Source organism: Streptomyces sp. NPDC058773, from assembly GCF_042746015.1.
GTDB lineage: Bacteria > Actinomycetota > Actinomycetes > Streptomycetales > Streptomycetaceae > Streptomyces.
In genome coordinates this window covers 174,129-195,792 of record NZ_JBHYPE010000009.1, presented here as the reverse complement: position 1 = coordinate 195,792, position 21,664 = coordinate 174,129, and the positions used below count along the sequence as shown (strand labels likewise).

The 21,664-nt window shown below is 72.2% G+C and carries 18 protein-coding genes; 6 read left to right on the top strand and 12 right to left on the bottom strand.

What is annotated here, in order from left to right; all coding sequences use genetic code 11:
• Nucleotides 1-85: 85 nt before the first annotated feature.
• The 3 genes from ACFW5B_RS11405 to ACFW5B_RS11395 are packed head-to-tail and all read left to right on the top strand — an operon-like array spanning nt 86 to nt 3,056.
• A complete protein-coding gene (locus tag ACFW5B_RS11405; RefSeq protein WP_386436802.1) occupies nt 86-853 on the top strand; it encodes a (Fe-S)-binding protein in 768 nt (255 codons plus the stop codon).
• Nucleotides 850-2,421, top strand: a complete 1,572-nt coding sequence (locus ACFW5B_RS11400) for a LutB/LldF family L-lactate oxidation iron-sulfur protein (protein ID WP_386436799.1) — start codon at nt 850-852, stop codon at nt 2,419-2,421. Before ACFW5B_RS11405 ends, ACFW5B_RS11400 begins: the two co-directional genes overlap by 4 nt.
• Nucleotides 2,418-3,056, top strand: a complete 639-nt coding sequence (locus ACFW5B_RS11395; protein ID WP_386436796.1) for a lactate utilization protein C — start codon at nt 2,418-2,420, stop codon at nt 3,054-3,056. Before ACFW5B_RS11400 ends, ACFW5B_RS11395 begins: the two co-directional genes overlap by 4 nt.
• Nucleotides 3,057-3,127: 71 nt before the next feature.
• On the opposite strand, the gene ACFW5B_RS11390 is transcribed toward ACFW5B_RS11395, so the two are convergent.
• The 8 genes from ACFW5B_RS11390 to ACFW5B_RS11355 all read right to left on the bottom strand — a co-directional run bounded on the left by ACFW5B_RS11390 (nt 3,128) and on the right by ACFW5B_RS11355 (nt 12,310).
• Nucleotides 3,128-3,922: a carbon-nitrogen hydrolase family protein gene (locus tag ACFW5B_RS11390; protein WP_386436793.1), complete on the bottom strand. Its 795-nt coding sequence runs from the start codon at nt 3,920-3,922 to the stop codon at nt 3,128-3,130.
• A gap of 233 nt (nt 3,923-4,155) precedes the next feature.
• Nucleotides 4,156-5,577, bottom strand: coding sequence for an aspartate ammonia-lyase (gene aspA / locus ACFW5B_RS11385; RefSeq protein ID WP_386436791.1), 1,422 nt, complete (start codon nt 5,575-5,577; stop codon nt 4,156-4,158).
• A 78-nt stretch (nt 5,578-5,655) separates the two neighbouring features.
• Nucleotides 5,656-6,675: an asparaginase gene (locus ACFW5B_RS11380; RefSeq protein ID WP_386436788.1), complete on the bottom strand. Its 1,020-nt coding sequence runs from the start codon at nt 6,673-6,675 to the stop codon at nt 5,656-5,658.
• A gap of 2 nt (nt 6,676-6,677) precedes the next feature.
• Entirely contained in the window at nt 6,678-8,261 is a 1,584-nt protein-coding gene (locus tag ACFW5B_RS11375) for an amino acid permease (RefSeq protein WP_386436785.1), read from the bottom strand.
• The gene (locus tag ACFW5B_RS11370; RefSeq protein ID WP_386436782.1) at nt 8,258-8,995 is read right to left on the bottom strand and encodes a FadR/GntR family transcriptional regulator; all 738 of its coding nucleotides are present in this window, start codon (nt 8,993-8,995) and stop codon (nt 8,258-8,260) included. Before ACFW5B_RS11370 ends, ACFW5B_RS11375 begins: the two co-directional genes overlap by 4 nt.
• A gap of 123 nt (nt 8,996-9,118) precedes the next feature.
• Nucleotides 9,119-9,724, bottom strand: a complete 606-nt coding sequence (locus tag ACFW5B_RS11365) for a GNAT family N-acetyltransferase (RefSeq protein WP_386436779.1) — start codon at nt 9,722-9,724, stop codon at nt 9,119-9,121.
• 112 nt (nt 9,725-9,836) lie between these two features.
• On the bottom strand, nt 9,837-10,529 hold the full coding sequence (locus tag ACFW5B_RS11360; RefSeq protein WP_386436777.1) for a response regulator: 693 nt from the start codon (nt 10,527-10,529) through the stop codon (nt 9,837-9,839).
• Nucleotides 10,526-12,310 carry an ATP-binding protein gene (locus ACFW5B_RS11355; RefSeq protein ID WP_386436774.1) on the bottom strand — a complete coding sequence of 595 codons (1,785 nt, stop codon included), beginning with the start codon at nt 12,308-12,310 and terminating at the stop codon, nt 10,526-10,528. Before ACFW5B_RS11355 ends, ACFW5B_RS11360 begins: the two co-directional genes overlap by 4 nt.
• Nucleotides 12,311-12,535: 225 nt before the next feature.
• Between ACFW5B_RS11355 and ACFW5B_RS11350 the strand changes: the two genes are divergently transcribed.
• From ACFW5B_RS11350 to ACFW5B_RS11340, 3 genes are read left to right on the top strand one after another with little or no spacing between them, the layout of a single operon-like run.
• Entirely contained in the window at nt 12,536-13,351 is an 816-nt protein-coding gene (locus tag ACFW5B_RS11350; protein WP_386436771.1) for an ABC transporter ATP-binding protein, read from the top strand.
• Nucleotides 13,341-14,213 carry an ABC transporter permease gene (locus tag ACFW5B_RS11345; protein WP_386436769.1) on the top strand — a complete coding sequence of 291 codons (873 nt, stop codon included), beginning with the start codon at nt 13,341-13,343 and terminating at the stop codon, nt 14,211-14,213. Before ACFW5B_RS11350 ends, ACFW5B_RS11345 begins: the two co-directional genes overlap by 11 nt.
• Nucleotides 14,214-14,257: 44 nt before the next feature.
• Nucleotides 14,258-15,298, top strand: a complete 1,041-nt coding sequence (locus ACFW5B_RS11340) for an ABC transporter substrate-binding protein (protein ID WP_386436766.1) — start codon at nt 14,258-14,260, stop codon at nt 15,296-15,298.
• Nucleotides 15,299-15,327: 29 nt separating this feature from the next.
• On the opposite strand, the gene ACFW5B_RS11335 is transcribed toward ACFW5B_RS11340, so the two are convergent.
• From ACFW5B_RS11335 to ACFW5B_RS11320, 4 genes are read right to left on the bottom strand one after another with little or no spacing between them, the layout of a single operon-like run.
• Nucleotides 15,328-16,392 (bottom strand): trypsin-like serine peptidase, encoded by a 1,065-nt coding sequence (locus tag ACFW5B_RS11335; RefSeq protein WP_386436764.1) that lies wholly within the window; start codon nt 16,390-16,392, stop codon nt 15,328-15,330.
• 9 nt (nt 16,393-16,401) lie between these two features.
• On the bottom strand, nt 16,402-17,544 hold the full coding sequence (locus ACFW5B_RS11330; RefSeq protein ID WP_386436762.1) for a trypsin-like peptidase domain-containing protein: 1,143 nt from the start codon (nt 17,542-17,544) through the stop codon (nt 16,402-16,404).
• Complete coding sequence (locus ACFW5B_RS11325) at nt 17,541-20,555, bottom strand: ATP-binding protein (RefSeq protein WP_386436759.1); 3,015 nt, start codon at nt 20,553-20,555, stop codon at nt 17,541-17,543. The genes ACFW5B_RS11330 and ACFW5B_RS11325 overlap by 4 nt, the downstream gene beginning before the upstream one ends.
• A complete protein-coding gene (locus ACFW5B_RS11320; protein ID WP_386436757.1) occupies nt 20,536-21,663 on the bottom strand; it encodes a hypothetical protein in 1,128 nt (375 codons plus the stop codon). Before ACFW5B_RS11320 ends, ACFW5B_RS11325 begins: the two co-directional genes overlap by 20 nt.
• Between the last annotated feature and the right edge of the window lies 1 nt (nt 21,664).

Genomic DNA, 21,664 nt, shown 5'->3' with positions numbered 1-21,664 from the left:
AATAAGGTCGGACCAAACCGCGTCCTTACTTTTCTCCTTCGGTTCGAAGCGAGTATGGTCGGACCATAAGTTGCAGGGAGGCCCTATGCGCATCGCACTCTTCGCCACCTGTCTGGGAGACACGCTCTTCCCGGAGGCGGTGAAATCCACCGCGGTCCTGCTGGCCCGTCTGGGCCATGACGTGGTGTTTCCGCCGCAGCAGACCTGCTGCGGCCAGATGCATGTCAACACCGGCTACCAGCGCGAACCGGTGCCGCTGGTCCGGAACTTCGCCGAGCAGTTCGGCGACCCGTCCATCGACGCAGTGGTGGTGCCCTCGGGCTCCTGCACGGGCTCGGTACGCCATCAGCACGAGATCGTCGCCGAACGCTACGGGGACCCGGCCCTGCGCGCCGGTGTGGCCACCGTGAAGACGAAGACGTACGAGCTGTCCGAGTTCCTCGTCGACGTCCTCGGCAGGACCGAGGTCGGCGCGTACTTCCCGCACCGGGTGACCTACCACCCCACCTGTCACTCCCTGCGGATGCTGCGGGTCGGCGAGAAGCCGCTGCGGCTGCTGCGCGCCGTCGAGGGCATCGACCTGGTGGAGCTGCCCGAGGCCGAGGCCTGCTGCGGCTTCGGCGGCACTTTCGCGGTCAAGAACGCCGAGACCTCCACCGCGATGCTGCGGGACAAGATGGACCGGGTCACCGGCACCGGGGCCGAGGTGTGCACGGCGGGTGACTCCTCCTGCCTGATGCATATCGCCGGCGGTCTCTCACGCATCCGGGCCGGCACCCGGACCCTGCACCTGGCCCAGATCCTCGCGTCCACCCGCACCGCGCCGCACGTCCTCACGGAGGCCACCCGATGAGCAGTCCGACCGGCCCCGCCGCGCGCGAAACCTTCCTCGGGATGCCCGCCGTTCCCCCGCGCGCCCCGTACGGCACGGGCCATCTGCGCGGTGAGCAGGCCTTCCCCCGGGCCGCCCATGACGAGCTGGACAACGCCCAGTTGCGCCGCAACCTGGGCAAGGCCACCCACTCCATCCGCGCCAAGCGCCTCGCCGTCACCGGTGAACTGCCCGACTGGGAGCAGCTGCGGGACGCCGGCTCGGCGATCAAGACGGACACCATGAACCGGCTGCCCGAACTGCTGGAGCAGCTGGAGCGGAAGGTCACCGAGCGCGGCGGCACCGTGCACTGGGCCCGGGACGCCGTCGAGGCCAACGAGATCGTCACCCACCTGGTGCAGGAGACCGGCAGCGACGAGGTCCTCAAGGTCAAGTCGATGGCCACACAGGAGATCGGCCTCAACGAGCACCTGGAGAGCCAGGGGGTCGCGGCGCTCGAAACCGACCTGGCAGAGCTGATCGTGCAGCTCGCCGACGACCGGCCGTCGCACATCCTGGTGCCCGCGATCCACCGCAACCGCGACGAGATCCGGGAGATCTTCCTCCGCCGTATCCCGGGCGTCGACCCCGCCCTGGACGCCGACCCCGCCCGGCTCGCGGCCGCGGCGCGTGCGTTCCTGCGCGAGAAGTTCATGACGGCCCAAGTGGCCGTCTCCGGCGCCAACTTCGGGATCGCCGAGACCGGCACCCTGGCCGTGGTGGAGTCCGAGGGCAACGGCCGGATGTGTCTGACGATGCCCCGCACGCTGATCACCGTCATGGGCATCGAAAAGGTCCTGCCCCGCTTCCAGGAACTGGAGGTCTTCCTCCAGCTGCTGCCGCGCTCCTCGACCGGCGAGCGGATGAACCCGTACACCTCGCTGTGGACGGGCGTGACGCCGGGCGACGGCCCGCAGGAGTTCCATCTCGTGCTGCTCGACAACGGGCGGACCGCGGCGCTCGCGGACCGGATCGGGCGCGCCGCGCTGCACTGCATCCGCTGCTCCGCCTGCCTCAACGTCTGCCCGGTGTACGAGCGGACGGGCGGCCACGCCTACGGATCGGCTTACCCCGGCCCGATCGGTGCGGTGCTCACCCCGCAGCTGGCCGGGATGCACGGCGCCAGGAACGATCCCAACAGCTCGCTGCCGTACGCCTCCAGTCTGTGCGGCGCCTGCTTCGACGCCTGCCCGGTGAAGATCGACATTCCGTCGCTCCTGGTCGAGCTGCGCCACCAGCACACCGAACAGTCCGGCACCACCGCGGAGAAACTCGCCATGAAGGCGGCCGCCAAGATCATGAAGCAGCCCGGACTGTTCACGGCCGCCCAGAAGGCGGCCGGGCTCGGCCGGGTGCTGGCGGGACGGGACGGCACGCTGTCCCGCCTGCCACCCCCGTTCAGCGGCTGGAGCGACAGCCGGGACACCCCCGCCCCGCCCAAGCAGTCCTTCCGCTCCTGGTTCGCCTCCGCCGAGGGCGCGGCCACGATGCGGGCCGCGGCCGACGAAGGCGCCCGGCACACCGACGACGATCCGCAGGAGGCCTCATGACCGCGACCGCACGGGAGACGGTGCTCCGCCGCGTCCGGGACGCCCTGACCCTTTCCGACGGGGCCGGGGTGACCGTCCCGCGCGGTTACCGCACCGGCCGCACCCTCCCCGACGACGAGCGGCTCGCCCTCTTCACCGACCGGCTCGTCGACTACCGCGCGCGGGTGCGCACCTGCACCACCGCCGCCACCGCGGAGGTGCTCGCCGAGGTCCTGCGGGCGCACGGCGCCCGACGGATCGGGGTGCCTCCGGGGCTCGATCCGGACTGGCTGGCCGGGTACGACGGGGAGACGGTGACGGATTCCGCGGACGTGCCGGCGTCCCGGCTCGACGCCCTGGACGGGGTGGTGACCGCCTCCGCCGTCAGCTGCGCCGAGACCGGCACGATCTTCCTGGACGGCGCCGCCGCGGACCAGGGACGGCGGGCGCTGACCCTCGTCCCCGACCTGCATGTCTGCGTGGTCGATCTGTCGTCGGTACGGACCGGTGTGCCGGAGGCGCTCGCGGAGTTGTCGCCGGAGCATCCGCTCACGCTGATCAGCGGCCCCTCGGCCACCTCCGACATCGAGCTGGAGCGGGTGGAGGGCGTGCACGGCCCGCGCACGCTGGCGGTGGTGATCCGCACCGACGGCTGAGCGGCCGCGGCGGGCCCCGGGCCACCAAGGGGCCCGGCCGCCGACCAGCACCACATGGCCGGGGTGCTGGCCTACATGCTGCGGTTGTCCAGCACCGCCACGGCCCGCCGTACGCGGGCGGTCTCCTCGTCGTCCACGTCCCCGATGAGCAGGTCCGCGGTGTCGCCCAGCCGGCCGCGGACGGTCCCGTCCGGACCGATCAGGGCGCTGTGCCCGACGCCGGTGGGCATCTTGGTGGGGGCCTCCGGATCGGCCTGAGGATCGGGGGCGGCCTGGTCGACGGCGGCCATCCAGACCGTCGCGTCCAGGGCCCGCGCCCGGACCAGCAGGTCCCACTGCGCGCGCTTGCCCGGCCCGGCGGCCCAGGAGGCGGGCAGTACGGAGACCGTCGCCCCGGCGTCGGCGTGCGCCCGGAACAGCTCGGGGAACCGCAGGTCGTAGCACGTCGCCAGACCCACCCGGACGCCGTCGACATCGATGGTCACCACGCGGTTGCCGGGGGCGACCGTGTCGGACTCCCGGAACCCGAAGGCGTCATACAGATGGATCTTGTCGTAGGACTCCTCGACCCCGGGCCCGGTGGCCAGCAGGGTGTTGGCCACCCGCCCGTCCGGCGTCGGGGTGAACATGCCCACCACCACCGTCACCCCGGTCTCCCGGGCCACCGCCCGCACCCCCTCCGCCCAGGGCCCGTCCAGCGGCTCGGCCACCTGACCGAGCGAGGTCCCGAACCGCACCATGGCCGCCTCCGGAAGGACCGCCAGCCGGGCCTCCTCACGCGCCGCCCGGCGGACCTGGTCCTGGACCTTCGCGAGGTTCTCCTTCGGATCGGTCGATGCCGTCATCTGGCACAGCGCGATACGCATGCGGATCTCTTCTCTCTCGTGCCGGTCGGTCTCTTCATGGTCTGCTGTCGGCGCGGCCCCGGCCCTTCGTACCGGCCGGGTGCGTCCCTGACCATCCTGCCTCCCGGCACCCGTCGTACGGCGGCCGCCTGCCGCGGCGGCGCACGCCAACGGGCCGGGCCGGCGTCCCGGAGAGGAACGCCCGCCCGGCCCGTACGGGACCGGACCCTTGCTGTGCCGCGGCCCGCCGGGGCTCAGACCGCGGTCCGGCCCGCCCCCGTACCGGCGATTTCCTCCGGGCGGAGCAGCGCCGCGAGCCGGTCGGCCGGGAGCAGGCCCTGTTCCAGGACGAGTTCGGCGACACCGCGCCCGGTGGCCAGGGCCTCCTTGGCGATCGCGGTGGCGGCGGTGTAGCCGATGTGCGGATTGAGGGCGGTGACCAGGCCGATGGAGTTCTGCACACTGGCCCGGAGGGTCTCGGTGTTGGCGGTGATGCCCGCCACGCAGCGCTCGGCGAGGGTGCGGCAGGCGGCCCCGAGGTGGGTGATGCTCTCCGAGAGGGAGTGCAGGATCACCGGCTCGAAGGCGTTGAGCTGGAGCTGGCCCGCCTCGGCCGCCATGGTGATGGTGACGTCGTTGCCGATGACCTCGAAGGCGACCTGGTTGACGACCTCGGGGATCACCGGGTTGACCTTGCCGGGCATGATGCTCGAACCGGCCTGCACCGGCGGCAGGTTGATCTCCGCGAGCCCGGCGCGCGGACCGGAGGACAGCAGGCGCAGGTCGTTGCAGCTCTTGGAGAGCTTCACGGCGATGCGCTTGAGGACACCCGACAGATGGACGAACGCGCCGCAGTCCTGGGTGGCCTCGACGAGGTTGGCGGCGGTGACCAGCGGCAGACCGGTGAGGTCGGCCAGGTGGGTGCGGGCCGCCTCGGCGTAGCCCGCGGGGGCGTTGAGGCCGGTGCCGATGGCGGTGGCACCGAGGTTGATCTCGTGGATCAGCAGGACCGCCTCCGCCAGCCGGCTCTGGTCCTCCTCCAGCATCACCGCGTACGCCGAGAACTCCTGGCCCAGGGTCATCGGTACCGCGTCCTGGAGCTGGGTGCGTCCCATCTTGAGGATGTCGCGGAACTCCTCGGCCTTGGCCGCGAACGCCTCGCGCAGGACGGTCATCGCGTCGAGCAGTTCCCGTACGGCGATGATCGTGGCGACGTTGACGGCCGTCGGGTAGACGTCGTTCGTCGACTGGCTCAGGTTGACGTGCTCGTTGGGGTGCAGATGGCCGTAGTCGCCCTTGTCGTGGCCCAGGATCTCCAGCGCCCGGTTGGCGATCACCTCGTTGGCGTTCATGTTCGTCGAGGTCCCGGCGCCGCCCTGGATGACGTCCACGACGAACTGGTCGTGCAGCTGCCCGCCGGCCCGGATCTCCCGGCAGGCGGCGGAGATCGCGTCGGCCCGCTCCGCGTCGAGCAGTCCGAGGTCCTCATTGGCCCGCGCGGCGGCTTCCTTGACGGCGGCGAGCGCATTGATCAGGTGCGGGTAGGCGGCGATCGGCGTACCGGTGATGGGGAAGTTCTCCACGGCGCGCAGGGTGTGCACGCCCCAGTACGCGTCGGCGGGTATCTCCCGGTCGCCGAGCAGATCGTGTTCGCGGCGGTGGCCGGCGGCAGTCATGGTGCAGAGGGTCCTTTGCGAGGTGGAGCGGAGGAGGGGCGGGCACGGGTGCCCAGGAGTGATGTGACGTCAGATTGCTTACGGGGCAAGGGAGTCCGCTGCCCGTAGGGCGCCGACCGGGGCGCCGCCCCCGATGACGGGTGCGGTGGCGAACGGGGTGAGGACGGCGGGGTCGACACCGCAGCGGGCCAGGGCCGCCGCCGTCACCGGCATCCGGGCGCGGTCGGCGCCGTCGGCGATCTTCACGCCGACCGCCCGCCCGTCCGGCAGCGCCGCGATCTGCACGCCCTCGAAGCCGTCCTTGGCGAGCAGACCAGGCACCGCCCGGACCAGCCGGGCGACATCCCGCCCGCCGCCGGACACCATCTCCGGGTGCTCGCGCATGGCGTGCGCGACGCGCCCCTCGTCGGTGCCGGGGGCGGCCGTCGCCAGGTGGGCGGCGGCCCGGGTCAGCCCGTGGAGGGAGACGGCGAACAGCGGGGCGCCGCAGCCGTCGACGGTGACCCGGGCGATGCCCTGCCCGGTGAGGTCCGCGACCGTCGCGGCGAGCTCCTGCTGCAGCGGATGGCCGGGGTCGAGATAGGTGTCCAGGTCCCAGCCCCGGGTGCGGGCCGTCAGCAGCATGGCGGCGTGCTTGCCCGAGCAGTTCTGCGCGAGCCGGGTCGGGCCCAGGCCGCGCCGGAGCCACTCGTCCCGTACGGCGGGGTCGTACGGCAGGTCGGGGACGTTGCGCAGCTGGTCCTCGGCCAGGCCGCCGGCGGCCAGGATGCCCCGGGCCCCGGCCAGATGCCGGTCCTCGCCGGAGTGGCTGGCCGCGACCAGGGCCAGCGACGGGTCGTCCAGCGGCGGCAGGCCCGCGCGCAGCAGGCCCACCGCCTGGACCGGCTTGAGGGCCGAGCGCGGGTAGAACGCGGCCTCGATGTCGCCCGCCTGGAATTCCACGCTCCCGTCGGCCGCCAGCACCACGACCGAGCCGTGGTGGACGCCCTCGACGATTCCGCCGCGCACCACATGGGCGACGGGGACATGGGCCGGTTCGCGGACCGCGGGCGGGGCGCCCGCGGTGCGGTGCGGCGGCAGGGTGGTGCGCTGACTCATGATCAGTTCTCGGTGCTTTCGGTGCTGTTGGGGTGGTCCGTGGGGTGGGGGTGTGCGGTGGGGGTGGTCTCGTCGGTGGCGGGGGCGACCGGCTGCGCGGCCCCGGCCGGTGCCGCGGCGGCGTCGCGGAGGGTGCCGCCCCGGCCGCGTACCAGGAACCAGCCGCCGACCAGGGCGGCCACGATCACCGGCAGTGTCAGCACGGTGGTGCGGCCGGCGCCGCCGTCGGCCCACATCAGCACCAGGACGAACGCCAGGAAGACCAGCGTCACGCTCTCGGTCCACGGCGAGCCGGGGAGCCGGTAGCCGGGGCGGACGAGCTCCCCGGCGCGCGCCTTACGCCAGAACATCAGATGGCAGATCATGATGATCGCCCAGGTGCTGAGGATGCCGATCGCCGCGAAGTTCAGCACGATCTCGAACGCCTCGCTCGGCACGACATAGTTGAGGCCGACGCCCAGGACGCAGACCCCCGAGGTGAGCAGAATGCCGCCGTAGGGGACCTGGCTGCCGCTCATCACACCGGTGAACCGCGGCGCGGAGCCGGACATCGCCATCGAGCGCAGAATGCGGCCGGTGGAGTAGAGGCCGGAGTTGAGGCTGGACATCGCGGCGGTGAGCACGACGAGGTTCATCACGCCGCCCGCGGCCGGTATCCCGATCTTGGACAGCACCGTGACGAAGGGGCTCTCCCCGGCCGAGTACGCGTTCCAGGGCAGCAGCATCGCCAGCAGCACCACCGAGCCGACGTAGAAGACGCCCACCCGCCACATGATGGAGTTGATCGCCTTCGGCATGACCTTCTCCGGCTCGGCGGTCTCGCCCGCCGTGACACCGACCAGCTCGACCGACGCGTAGGCGAAGACCACGCCCTGGATGACCAGCAGCATTGCCAGCGTCCCGGTCGGGAAGACGCCGCCGTGTTCGGTGATCAGCGCGGGGCCGGGGGAGTGGCCGGCGACCGGGTGCTGGGTGACGAGCAGGAATATGCCGATCAGCATGAAGACGACCAGCGCACCGACCTTGACGATCGCGAACCAGAACTCCATCTCGCCGAAGATCTTCACGGAGATCAGGTTCACGGTCACCACCACCGCGAGCGCGATCAGCGCGATCACCCACTGCGGGACCTCGGAGAACATCCCCCAGTAGTGCGTATAGGTCGCCACCGCCGTGATGTCGGCGATTCCGGTGGTCGCCCAGTTCAGGAAGTACATCCAGCCCGCGACGAAGGCGCCCTTCTCGCCGAGGAACTCCCGGGCGTAGGAGACGAACGCGCCCGAGGACGGCCGGTGCAGCACCAGCTCGCCGAGCGCGCGGACCACGAGGAAGGCGAACACCCCGCAGAGCGCGTACGCCACGGCCAGCGACGGCCCGGCGTCGGCGAGCCGGCCGCCCGCGCCGAGGAACAGCCCGGTGCCGATGGCCCCGCCGATCGCGATCATGTTGATGTGCCGGGAGGTGAGGGTCTTCCGGTAGCCGGCGTCACCGGCGTCCACATGCCCGCCCGACGGCCGCTGCGCGGCGTCCTGTGCTGTGCCCTGTTGTTGCTGCCGTTCCGCCTGCCGGAGGGATTGCTCGCTCACGCGTGATCCTCGTCTTCCGTGGAGGGGTCCGTGCGGTGTTGCGGCCGCACGATGGTGGTCAGCGTCGTCTCGACGCGGGCGAGGTGGTGCGCCATGGCTTCCACCGCGTCGTTTTCGGAGCGGTCGACGAGTGCCTCGACGATCGCCCGGTGTTCCCTGTTCGACTGCTCGCGCCGTCCGCCGAGCTCATTGAGGAAGGCGGACTGGCGGGCCAGCGCGTCGCGGATCTCCTCGATGACCCGGCGGAAGACCGGATTGCCGGCCGCCTGCGCGATGGCGAGATGGAACAGGCTGTCCATCGCCACCCAGGCCGTGGTGTCGGTCTCCTCCTCCATCCGCTCCAGCAGGTGGTGCAGATGATCGAGGTCCTCCGTCGTGTGGCGCACCGCCGCGTAACCGGCCACCGGGATCTCCACATGACGGCGCACCTCCAGCAGGTCGCTCGCCGCGTAGTCGCCGAAGGTCGGGTCCGCCACGGCACCGTCCGAGATGACGAAGGTGCCCTTGCCGGTACGCGAGACCGTCAGCCCCATCGTCTGGAGCGCCCGCAGCGCCTCCCGGAGCACGGGCCGGCTCACCTCCAGCCGTCGGCAGAGCTCCGCCTCGGAGGGGAGCTTGTCCCCGACCGCGTACTCGCCCCGCTCGATGGCGCCGCGCAGATGGTTCAGGACCGCTTCCATCGCGCTGATCCGGCGGGGCATCTCGCCAGCTGTCTGGCTGTCTGACAGGTTCACCCCGGAATCGTTGATTCCAGGCGGGGGAGCTGTCAAGGGGTGCGACGCAGATCATTTCCGCGGGCCGGGCCCGGAGTGCCGCCGCGCCGCCCCCCGTTTTGGTTTGGTTCCGTGCCGGGATCGCTACTGCGGGTGCGGCGGCGCCCCCTCCCGCGGCCCGTTCGCGCGGAAGTCCAGCATGTAGAAGACCTTGTCGTAGCGGCGTCCGCCCATCGCCACGAAGTCCGGCAGCCGGCCGTATTCACGGAAGCCGAGCGACCGGTAGAGGGTCAGCGCCCTGGTGTTGTCGGCACGGGCGTCCAGGGTGAGGACCTCGATCCCCGCCCCGCGGGCGTCCTCGACCAGGGCACCGGTCAGCGACCGGCCGAGGCCCCGGCCGTGCGCCTCGGCGGCCACCGCGATCTTCTCCAGATCCGCGTGCTGCCGGTTGGTGGGACGGGCGTAGCGCAGCCAGTACCCCAGCCCGGTCAGCCGGCGGCCCGTGTACGCGGCCCGCAGCGCGCCGTCCCCGGTGTGCGCGGCCCGCAGCACCCGGTCGACCAGCTCCGCCACCTCGCCCCGTCCCGGCGGGTCGACCCAGCCGAGCGGCGCACCGGCGCTGACCAGGTCCGCCAGGATCCGGTGGGCCGCCTCGGCGAAGTCCGCGGCCCTCTCCGGATCGGCGGCCAGCTGGAGGGCGTCCAGGATGACGGGCTCGGGGCCCGTCCCGTTCGTCGTCGTGGGATTCATGATCGGCAGCCTAGGCGGCGGTGGGTGCCGCTGCCATGAGCGGCGGCGGGAGCAACGTCGCCCAGAGACCATGGAGTTGGGGGGCCTGGCGGAGCGGCCGGGCACGGGGTGGTCAGGGGGCGGCCGCCCACCGGTAGCGGTGTTCGGGCCGTCCGGTGTCCCCGTACTTGAGGGTGAGGATGATGTGGCCGCTGCGTTCGAGGTGCTTCAGATAGCGCTGGGCCGTGGAGCGGCTGACACCGGCGCGTTCGGCGACCTCATGGGCGGACAGCGGGTGCCCGGCCGCGCCCAGGACCCGGCGGATCAGGTCGACGGTGGCGGCGGAGTGGCCCTTGGGGAGCTCCTTGTGGGGGGCGTCGGCGGTCCGGAAGGCGCCGAAGATCCGGTCCACCTGCTCCTGGCCGGCCTCGCCGCGGCCGCCCAGCCCCTCGACGGTCCGGCGCAGTGCCGCATAGCCGTCGAGCTTGGCGCGCAGCCCGGAGAAGCCGAACGGTTTGACGAGGTACTGGAGCGCCCCGGAGCGCATCGCGTCCTGGACCGTGCCGACGTCGCGGGCCGCCGTCACCATGATCACGTCGGTGCGGTGGCCGAGCTGCCGCAGTCGCCGGACCAGGGTCAGGCCGGTCTCGTCGGGCAGATAGTGGTCGAGCAGCACCAGGTCGACATGGGTGCGCTCCAGTGCGGCCAGCGCCTGGGCGGCGGTGTGGGCGCGGCCGGTGACCCGGAAGCCGGACACCTGGGACACATACGCGGCATTGATCTCGGCGACGTGGAAGTCGTCGTCCACGACCAGGACATCGATCATTGTGACGCTCCGCTTCCCAGGGGTCTTCGCTTCCGTGAGTCCGTCCGGTCCGTCCGCTCTGTCCGGTCCCTCTGCTCCGGGCACTCCGGCTGCCGTGGCACGCCGTGCGTCGCGCCCTCGGCGGCCGTGAGCCGGTGCACGGGAGCGCCGTCCTCCGTGGCGAGGGCCTCGGGCAGTACGACCGTGAAGACCGCGCCGCCGCCCGCGCGGGCGGTCACCCTGGCCATCCCGCCGTAGCGCTCGGCGAGCCGGCGCACCAGGGCCAGGCCGATGCCCCGGCCGCGGTGGAAGGCCACCGGGCCCGCGGACGGGCCTTCCCCGGGGAGCGGCCGGGCGGCCTTGGTGGACCAGCCCTCGGCGAAGATCCGCTCCCGCAGTTCCGGCGGCACCCCCGGTCCCGTGTCCGAGACCCGCAGTACCGCCGTGCCGCCCTCGGCCCGCAGCTCCACCTCGACGAATGGCTCGGCGCGGCGGCGCTCCGCGGCCGCGTCCAGCGCGTTGTCGAGCAGATTGCCCAGCACCGTCACCAGGTCACGCGGGTCGACCACCGCGTCGGGCAGCAGCGTCGAGGGCGACACCCGCAGGGACACCCCGCGTTCGGCGGCGATCGCCGCCTTGCCGACGAGCAGCGCGGACAGCAGCGGATCGGGCACCCGCTCCGCGATCTGCTCCGCGGACGCCCGCTGCGCGCTGGCCACTTCGGTGACGAACTCCACCGCCTTCCCGTACCGGCCCAGCTCCAGCAGCCCGCGCAGTGTGTGCAACTGGTTGGCGTGCTCGTGGTCCTGGGCCCGCAGTGCGTCCAACAGTCCCTGAGTACTGTCCAGTTCACGGCCCAGCAGCTCCAGCTCGGTGCGGTCGCGCAGCGTCACCACCGCCCCGCCGTCCTGGGTCGGCATCCGGTTGGCGACCAGCACCCGGCCGCCGCTGACGGCCAGCAGATCCGCGCCTTCCACCCGCCCGGCCAGTACGTCCGTCGTCCGGCCCGGTGGCAGCACCTCGTCCAGCGGCCGTCCCGCCGCCCGTGCGTCCAGGCCCAGCAGCCGTCCGGCCTCGTCGTTGACCAGCCGGATCCGGCCGCGCCGGTCGAAGGCGACCACGCCCTCGCGGATGCCGTGCAGCATCGCCTCCCGCTCGTCGAGCAGCGCGGAGATGTCCGCGAACGCCACGCCGTGCGTACGGCGGCGCAGCCGGCGGGCGAGCACGACCGCGGCCAGCACCCCGACGGCCAGCGCGGCGCCCGCGTACCGCAGCAGGTCGGGGATGGTGCCGAGCAGCCGTCCCTGGACGCTGTCGTACGCGATGCCGACCGACACCGCGCCGACGATCCGGCCGCGGGAGTCGCGCAGCGGCACCTTGGCGCGGGCCGAACGCCCCAGCGTGCCGGTGTCGATCTGCCGCACCTGCCGCCCGGCGAGGGTCCGGCTGGGGTCGGTGGAGACGTGCCGGCCGATCTCCGCGGGGTGGGTGTGCGACCAGCGCACTCCGTGGGTGTCCATCACCACGACGTACAGCGCCCCGGTCGCGGTGCGGATGCGTTCCGCGGCGGCCTGCACCGGCCCGTGGGCGTCCGGTGCGGTGGCGACCAGCTCCCGGGCGAGGTCCGGGTCGGCGGCGGTGGTCTGGGCGATGGACAGCGCCCGGCGCATCGCCTGATCGTCCAGTTCGGCGCTGAGCGGGGCGAGGAACAGACTCGTGGCGAGCACCATGACCCCGGTGGTCAGGACCACTTGCGCGGTCAGCACCTGCGCAAAGACCCTTCGGGGCCATCGGATCCGCATGCGCTCTCCCTCTGTCTCCGGCCCTCCGCACCCTTGCGGAACCGAATCTTCCTTTTCTTGTGGGGTGTCCGCACGGTAAGCCGTGCGTGAGCACCTGTGTACCCCCTGGTAGACACCTAGTGGTTCTAGCGTGAGCAAAATGAGCACAACAGGGATTGCGCGCAGAAAGGCGGCTTGCGCCCACAAGGCCCCCGGTGGCCCGTGGCGCTCCTAACCTCCCGGGCCATGAGCAGCCACACCAGCCCCGCGATCGAGCTGCGGGGTACGAGCAAGGCGTTCCGCACCCCCTCGGGGGCGCTGCACACCGCCGTCCGGGATCTGGACCTGGTCGTCGCACGAGGCGAGTTCGTCGCCGTCGTCGGCCCCACCGGGTGCGGTAAATCCACCACCCTCACGCTGGTCAGCGGCCTGGAGGAGCCGACGGAGGGCGAGGTGCTGGTCGCCGGCGAGCCGGTCCGCGGCATCGGGGACAAGACCGGGTTCGTCTTCCAGCAGGACGCGGTCTTCCCCTGGCGCACCGTGCTGTCGAACGTGATGGCCGGCCCCCGCTTCCGGGGCGTACCGAAGGCCGAGGCCCGGCGGCGGGCGCGGGACTGGCTGGCCCGGGTCGGGCTGGCCGCCTTCGAGGACCGCTATCCGCACCAGCTCTCCGGCGGCCAGCGCAAACGCGTCGCCCTCGCCGCGACCTTCGTCAACGACCCCGAACTCCTGCTCATGGACGAGCCGTTCTCCGCCCTCGACGTGCAGACCCGGGCGCTGATGTCGGACGAACTCCTGGAGCTGTGGTCGGGGACCGGCGCCTCCGTCGTCTTCGTCACCCACGACCTGGAGGAGTCCATCGCCCTCGCCGACAAGGTCGTGGTCATGACCGCCGGTCCGGCGACCGTCAAGGAGGTCTTCGAGATCGATCTGCCGCGCCCGCGCAAGGTCGAATCGGTGCGGCTGGAGCCGCGGTTCATCGAGATCTACCGGGAGATCTGGTCCTCGCTCGGCGAAGAGGTCCGGATCACCCGCGAGAGGGGGGCACGCCATGTCGCCTGAGACCGCCACCCCGGTCAAGTCCCCGGCCGGTACGGGCCGTACGGACCGTTCCCGGGCCAGGGCACGGGCCGCGCGCCGCCACAAGGTCCTGGTCCACGGCACCCGGGTGCTGCTGCTCGTCGGGCTGCTCGGACTGTGGGAGGGGCTGGCCCGGTCCGCCGTCATCGATCCGTTCAACTTCTCGATGCCCTCGAAGATCTGGGATCAGATGAGCCAGTGGGCGCTGCACGGCACGCCGCAGGGCCCGCTGTGGGAGCAGATCTGGTACACGCTCTACGAAGCGCTGCTCGGCTGGGTGATCGGCGTCTTCGGCGGGGTGGTGCTGGGGATCGCGCTCGGCCGCATCCGCTTCCTCGCCGAGGTGCTCGGCCCGTACATCAAGGTGCTCAACGCCCTGCCGCGGATCGTGCTCGCCCCGATCTTCCTCATCTGGTTCGGCCTCGGACCGGCGTCCAAGGTCGCCTCCGCCGTCGTCCTCGTCTTCTTCCCGGTCTTCTTCAACGCCTTCCAGGGCGCCCGGGAGGTCGACCGCAACCTGGTCGCCAACTCCCGCATCCTCGGCGCGAGCAACCGCCAGGTCACCCTGCAGGTGGTGATCCCCTCCGCCACCTCGTGGATCTTCACCAGCCTGCACGTCAGCTTCGGCTTCGCGCTGATCGGCGCGATCGTCGGCGAGTACATCGGCGCGACCAAGGGCCTCGGTCTGCTGGTCGCGGCGTCCCAGGGCACCTTCAACGCGGCCGGGGTGTACGCGGCCATGGTGATCCTCGCGGTGGTCGCGCTGCTCGCCGAGGGGCTGCTGGCCTTCCTCGAACGGCGGCTCTTCCGCTGGAAGCCCGCCGACACCACGGGCGCCCGCTGAGCCCGGCTCCACCGACCCCCTTCCCGCCTCACAAGGACGTGACCATGCGCACCGTACGGAAGTTCCCGGCCGCCCTGACCGCCGCCGCCCTCGCCCTGACCACCCTCACCGCCTGTGGCGGCGGCACGTCCGGGGCCGCGGGCACGGAGGGCGACAACGGCAAGATCAAGATCATGGTGGGCGGCCTCGACAAGGTCATCTATCTGCCCGCGAGACTCACCCAGCAACTCGGCTACTTCGAGGACGAGGGCCTCCACGTCACCCTGCTCACCGAACCCGCCGGGGTGCAGGCCACCACCTCGCTGGTCTCCGGCGACGTCCAGGGCGTCGTCGGCTTCTACGACCACACCCTCGACCTCCAGGTCAAGGGCAAGCAGGTGGAGTCCGTCGTACAGCTCGCGCACGCCCCCGGCGAGGTCGAGGTGGTCTCGAACAAGGCTGCCGGTCAGCTCACCTCACCCAAGGACTTCAAGGGCAAGAAGCTGGGCGTCACCGGCCTCGGCTCCTCCACCGACTTCCTGACCAAATACCTCGCGGTCAAAAACGGAGTGCAGACGAACGAGTTCACCCCGGTCGCGGTCGGCGCCGGCCAGACCTTCCTCTCCGCCCTCCAGCAGGGCTCGATCCAGGGCGGGATGACGACGGACCCGACGGTCGCGCAGATCGTGGACAAGAACCTCGGCAAGGTCCTCATCGACATGCGCACCCCCCAGGGCTCGCAGAAGGCGCTCGGCGGCCCCTACCCCTCGTCGAGCCTCTACATGAACACCGACTGGGTGAACAGCCACAAGGAGACCGTGCACAAGCTGGCCAACGCCTTCGTGAAGACCCTCAGGTGGATGTCCGCACACACCCCCGAGCAGATCGCCGCCAAGATGCCGGCCGACTACGCGCAGGGCGGCAAGGAGCTCTACGCGCAGGCGATCAAGGACACCCTGCCGATGTTCACCGAGGACGGGGTGATGCCCGCCGAGGGGCCCGCGACCGTCGAGCGGGTGCTGAAGGCCTTCAACCCCAACCTCAAGAACGCCACGGTGGATCTGAAGAAGACCTACACCACCGAGTTCGTCAAGAAGTCGGGCTGACCGGGGGTTCGCCGGCGACCCGCGGTGGCTCAGACGAAGTTGATGTCCGCCCGGCCCAGCAGCGGATCGTCCACCAGCTGCCACAGCGGCACGGCGAAGTTGCCGAAGCCGTAGCGGCCGCCGAAATGCAGGCCCAGGACCCGGTGGTCGGTGAGGTCGATGACGGGGGAGCCGCTGTTGCCGCCGAGCGTGGAACAGTCGTGCTTGATGACGTTCCGGTCCGGCACCAGCTCCGTGGTGGTGCCGGGCTGGAGCCGCTTGACGTTGTAGATGTCCATGAAGATCCGGCGCATCGACTCCGGCTCGTTGCGCCGGCCGTCGTACGCCGGATAGCCGACGCAGTACACCGGGCGTCCGGGCAGGTCGGCGGGCGCGTCCGCGGCCACGGCCAGCGGAGCGGGCAGCGCACCGCCACCGGCCGGCGGGGCGACCCGCAGCAGCGCCAGGTCCACGTCCTCGTGGATGCCCAGCACCTCGACCACGTCATAGGCGGGGCCACCGCCGCCCGCGTCGCCGCCGTACTCCTCACCCATGTCGAGCCGGGCGCCGATGCCCTGCTGAAAGGTCCAGCCGGTGCGGTCGCCACGGGCGAACTCCGCCGCCACATGACGGTTCGTCATCACCACGTCCGGGCCGACCAGGAACGCCGTGCCCAGCCAGTCCAGGCTCAGATGCCCGGACAGCTCCACCCGTCCCACCCGCGCCAGCGACGCCCGGATCGCCGCCCGATGACCGTCCAGCACCGCCCAGTCCCCCTGCTGCGGGGCGAAATCATGGTTCTGGACGAGGATGGCGGGGCGGCCCTCCAGCAGCACGATGGCTTCCATACCGAAGGACTCGTCGTCGTCGATCTCGTCCGCCCGCCCCTCGGCGAGCTTCTCCAGACCGCTGACGCCCGCCGACAGCACCCGCGCCCGCTCCTGCTGGGCGAACTGCGCGATCTGCCCGGCGGGCAGCTCCTCGGCGGGCAACTCCTCCAGGGATTCGGGAATCTCCCAGGACAGCCCGTCCTTCACCCGGGCCGCGACCTCCCGCAGATCCGAGAAGACCTGTTCCGGACCGGCCGCCACCGGCGATCTGCGCCGACTGTGCATTGCGCCTCCTCAGCCGCGCCGGGCGGCCTGTTGTGCCGACTCGATCTCGGCATGGACACCGGGACTGCTGCTGAGCAGATGGCGCATGATGCTGCGCATCTGGGTGCCGACGTTGACGAACGCCGTCGTCCGGCCCTGGAACAGCACGTTCTCCACCCGCCGGGTCCCGCGGTGGAGCGCCACCACCCGCCAGTCATCGGTGAGGACCGGCGACCCCGACGACCCGCCGCGGGTGTCGGTGAAGTAGCGGACATCGTTCTCGTCCGCCTCGTAGACGAGGTTGTTGCGCAGCGCGACCCGCTTCGGCTGGCCACCGGGGTGCTGGATGATGTTGACGGCCACGTAGTCGCCGCCGGTGACCGTCAGCGGTTCCGGCGCCAGCGGCAGCACCGGCCGCGCGGGATCGGCGGCCAGCCGCAGCACCGCGTAGTCGAGTTCCGCGTCCGCGGCGACGAGTTCGCTGACGGTGGCCTCCTCCGTCTCCACCTCGTCGGTGTCGAAATCGAACCGGGCGCGGGTGTGCCGGGCCTGGAGGCTCAGGTCCCCGGCGTCGGCCACCGGCCGTCCGGCCCCGGTCCCGGTCCGGGCGTTGACCACATGGTGGTTGGTGACCAGCAGATCCGGGGCGATCAGCCACCCGGTCCCGGAGTGCGGGAAGCCGTTCGGCTGCAGCGGGGCGCCCCCTTGGTACGGCGGCACCTTGAGCCGGGCCACCGCGCCGCCCGCCAGCGCGCCACCGTGGAGGAAGCCGATCGGCACGGTGTCGTCCCGGTGGACGATCTGCTCCTTCAGCTCCGTGGCGGGGGAGGGCAGCCCGGCCAGCACATCCGGTTCACCGCCCGCCTTCCGCGCCACCTCGTCCAGGGCCTTCTGGAACACCGTGAGCGGAGTGGCCTCGGTGGTCTCGGCGACGGCGTTGCGCAGCCAGATCTCCAGCGGCACCGAGCCGTCCACCAGCCGCTCCACCCGGTTCATCTCGTTGAGGTCGGAGTGCGCCTGCCGGCCGGGCGCCGGATGCAGCGGCAGCGTGCTGCGGTAGCGGGGCAGGACGCCGTCGAACAGCAGCGGCCGGACGGCGGGGTCGGCCAGCCCGGTCTCCACCGCGGCGTCCAGCACCCCGCGGATCTCGTCGGGCGTGAGATAGGCGGTCATCGCTCCTCAGACCCCGCGGGGCCGCTCCCTTCCTCCGGCGTAGGGCGCCCGGACTCCGGCCCGGACGCCGCCTGGCCCGCCGTACGGGCACCGGTGCCCGCGCCCATGGCCGCGGCCACCCCGGCGACGATCTCCCCGCTCCGGTCCGGGACGGCCAGCAGCCGCCGGGCCAGGGTGTCGAGGGTGCCGCGGTCCCGGGCCAGCCGCAGAATGCCGGCGATACCGGTCGGGGCGCCGCCGGCCGGCTGCCGGGACGGCCCCGCGGCCTCGTCCAGGATCTCCATCACCCGGCCCAGCAGCGCCGGTTGCCGGCCGGTCGCCCGGCGCATCGCGGCGCCCAGCGAGTCCAGCGTCTCGTCGTCGGCCGGCAGCCCCACCACTTCCAGAGCGTGGTCGAGCGCGCCCGGGGCCCGGTCGTAGATCTGCGAGGCGACCGCGCGGACCAGCACCGGCCGGTCGGCGAGCACGGCGTCGGGCAACCGCCGCAGCCGGTCGGCGAGTTGTGCGTCCGCCTCCGGATCGACGCCGTCGGCTCCCGCCGTCAGCCGGGCGCGGGCCAGCAGCGCGCCCATCGCTTCGAGGTCCTGCCCCAGACCGACCGCCACATCCTCCGCCACCCGCAGCGCACGGCCCGCGCTCTCCGGGTCGCCGGCCTCCTCCGACAGCCGCGCGGAGAGCAGCAGCAACTCCAGCCGGCGTTCCCCGCAACCGGCGCGCTCCGCCGCGTCGATGGCGTCCGCGGTGGCCCGGCGGGCCTCCTCCTGCCGCCCGAGCCGGCTGAGCGCCTCGGCGAACAGCGCGTGCAGGGGGCTGCACGGAGTCCAGGGCTGCCGTCTGCCGAGCCGTTCGAAGGCCGCCTGGGCGTAGCCCTGCGCCAGCAGATCCTCCACCTCGCGGGCCGCGATCCGCTCCCAGTCCTCCTGGTCGGCGCCGGCCGCGACCTGGTCGGGCGTGCCGCCGCCGAGCCGGGCCGTCAGCAGGCCCGCGGCCCTCGGCGTCATCTCCTGCTGCGCCCCGGCCAGGAACCGTTCGACGCCGGGCAGCCACCGCTCCTCCACCGAGCGCGGGTTCTCGTCGAGCCGCAGCCGGTGGTAGATCTCCTCGGCCCGCGCCTCCAGGCCGTCCCGCCCGGCGTAGTGCTCGACCGCGCGCCGTTCGATGTCGCGCATCACGGTGGTGCGGTCGCCGCCCGGCAGCCGCAGCATGATGGCGCGGACGTCGGCGCGGTAGCGGACGGCGTCCGGCCGGGCCGGTTCGACCAGGTCCAGCCGGCTGAACTCCGCGAACAGCGCACGGGCCGCCTCCGGCGTCGCCACCCGCAGTCCGCAGGGTTCGGCGAGCACCTCCTGAATGATCTCCGGGGTGATGACCCGGAGCACCAGCCCGGGGTGGGCGAGCCGGCGGATCTCCTCGTTGCCGATGTGGCTGAGGATGCGGTCGTAGAGGATGCCCTGGACCAGCAGTTGGTCGACCCGGCGGAAGACCTGGTGGCGGCGCTCGGGCAGGCTGCGGATCAGCTCACAGGTCCGCTCGGCCCCGGCCCCGGCGAGGGTGGCGGCGCGGGCGGCCAGCTTCAGGCTGAGCGGATGGCCGCCGACCCGGTCCGCCAGCGCGCGGGCCACCTCGGGGTCCGTGACCCCACAGGACGTCAGCACGCCGACCGCCGCCTCCGGGTCGAGTTCACCCAGTTCGATGTCGAGCGGATCGACGGTCTTCGCCGGATGCTCGACCGGCGCCCGCCCGGAGACGATGAGCCGCATCCGCGGATAGATGCTCTGGAACGAGAGGTAGATCGCCACCATCCGGCCCACCACCGGCGACCCGCGGTACTGCGCCTCCTCGAACGAGTCGACGACCAGCGCGAACGGCGGGTCCTCCGGGTTCTCTCCGTCCTTCCGGTCCGCCACCGCCCGCCGCAGGACATCGGCGAGCCGGCGGATCAGATCGGTCTCCCGCCCGGTGGCCATCGACTGGAACTCCTGCGAGGAGCGCCGCCCCAACACCGCCCGGGTGGTGGCGAGTTCATGCAGCTGGCTGACCCGCTCCTGCCCCTCCCGCTGGCTGCGGGCCGCCTCCTGGCACTCGTGCGCCAGCGCGTCCAGCTCGGCACGGTGGGCCGGGAACTGGATGCCGAGCTGCCGGGCCGCCTCGGCGATCAGCGTGAGCGGCTCCTGGATCGAGAGGGTGGGCCGCTCGAAGTCGATGTACGCGAAGGGGAAGCAGCCGGCCGGATCATGGATGGTGTCGAGCACGAACTTGGCGAGCAGAGTGGTCTTGCCCATCCCGCCGGGACCGTGCACGACCAGCGGTGGTACCGGCCCGGGATGCTGCATGCCGTCCGGCCGCGCGCCGGCCACCGCGGACCCGCCGGACGGGACGACGTACTCGCGCAGCTCCGCGAGTTCACGGGCGCGCCCCTGGAACGGCGACCGGACCAGCCGCTCCAGGGGTTCGAGGAGCCGGGCCCGCTCCAGGGCGAGCTGCAACTCCGCGGTGTCCGGCAGCCCGGTCGTGCCCGGCACCCGCGAGAGCCACAGCACCGCCTGGAGGGCGTCGGCCAGTTCGACGGCGGTCAGCCGGTCCGTCGCCGGGGGCCGGCCGGAGAGGTAGTCCAGACAGAAGCGCTCCGGACCGGCTTCCGCGGGCAGCTCGCCGACATGGCACTCCAGGGCCCGCCGGGCGGCCTCCGGCCCGGCCAGCCCGCGCAGCGCCTCCTCCCTGACCTCCGACTTGAGGGACCAGCCGGCCTGGTCCGGCATGCCCAGGGTCGTGCAGTCGTCGACCAGTTCCAGGACCGCGCCACCGGTGGCGGCCGCTTCACCGGGCAGCCGCAGCCGCTGGGGATCGAAACGGCTCAGCAGACAGGCCGCCTCCCGGTAGGCGCGGCGGGCCGCGGACACGTCCTGGGGATGCTCCTCGCAGGTGTGCAGCTCCGCGCGCAAGCGGGCGACGAACACCTCCCGCGCCGCCGCGGCGGCCGGAGACGGACGCTCAGAGGGACTGATAGACACGGATGGCCCCCTCCGCTGCCGTGCAGAGCCGACGCATATAGCCTTCGCGGTCGGCGCCGTTCGCCCCGCTGGCCTGCAGCACCTCGTGCACGGCCGCGTCCACGAGCGTGGCGATGGCGGACTCCCGGGACTGCCCGGTACCGAGGATCTCCGGCGGCGCCTCATGGAAGGCATGGTCGAAGAACGTGCGCAGATCCTCGGGTTCGGCGATCCGCGCGGTGTCCCAGGCCAGATTTCCCCGCAGGTCGTAGGGGAGTTGACGCATCGAGCGCCCGTAGCCGAGCAGCACCAGCCGGGGCGCCTGGTCGCCGCGGACGGCGGCGTGCTCGTAAATGGCCATCCCGAGCTGGCCGATGAAGTCCCACACATCGGAGCTGGGATCGAGCTTGTCGCACTCGTCGAGGACCAGCCAGAAGCGCTCCTCGACGGCGGTGGCCCGGCCGGCCACCCAGTGCGCGGCCTCGTCGATCGACGGCAGCAGGTCGTTGAGGTCCGTGGGGTTCAGCGGCGCGGCACCCTGCTGCGGATCGGCGACGAAGTCGGCCAGCCGCCGGACGACCTTGGCGGCGGTGGCGGTGTGCGACAGCGTCACCCGCACCGGACGGAACCCGCTGTGCTGGCCGATATGGCGGAGAAAGTTGTAGGTGTACGACCGGCCGCTGCCCGGCTCGCCGTCGACCAGCAGGATGAAGGTGTGCGGGTCCGCGACGAACCGGCGCAGCGTCTCCCGCAGGTCCTGCCGGTCGATGAAGGCCTCGGTGCCGTTCTTCAGCACGCAGGTGCGGAAGTTGTCCCGGGCGGCGTGCGCGCGGAAGTCCTCCCGCAGCCGGGCCAGGAATTCCTGGGCCTTCACGATGTCCGGCAGCACGGCCAGCCGGTCGATCGTGGTGACCGCCTCGACGAGCCGCAGCTGCCCCTCGATGTCCGCGCGGGAACGGTGCACGAGCGTACGGGCGTTGTCCGTGCTGAGGTGCGTCAGCCGCAGCCCGCCGATGAACTCCGGCGGGAAGCCGTACTGGGCGAGCTGGGCATGCGGATCGGTGGTGTCCAGCAGAAGGTCGCGCACCCACGTGGTGACCAGGTCCCACTCCGTCTCGGTCAACGGCATG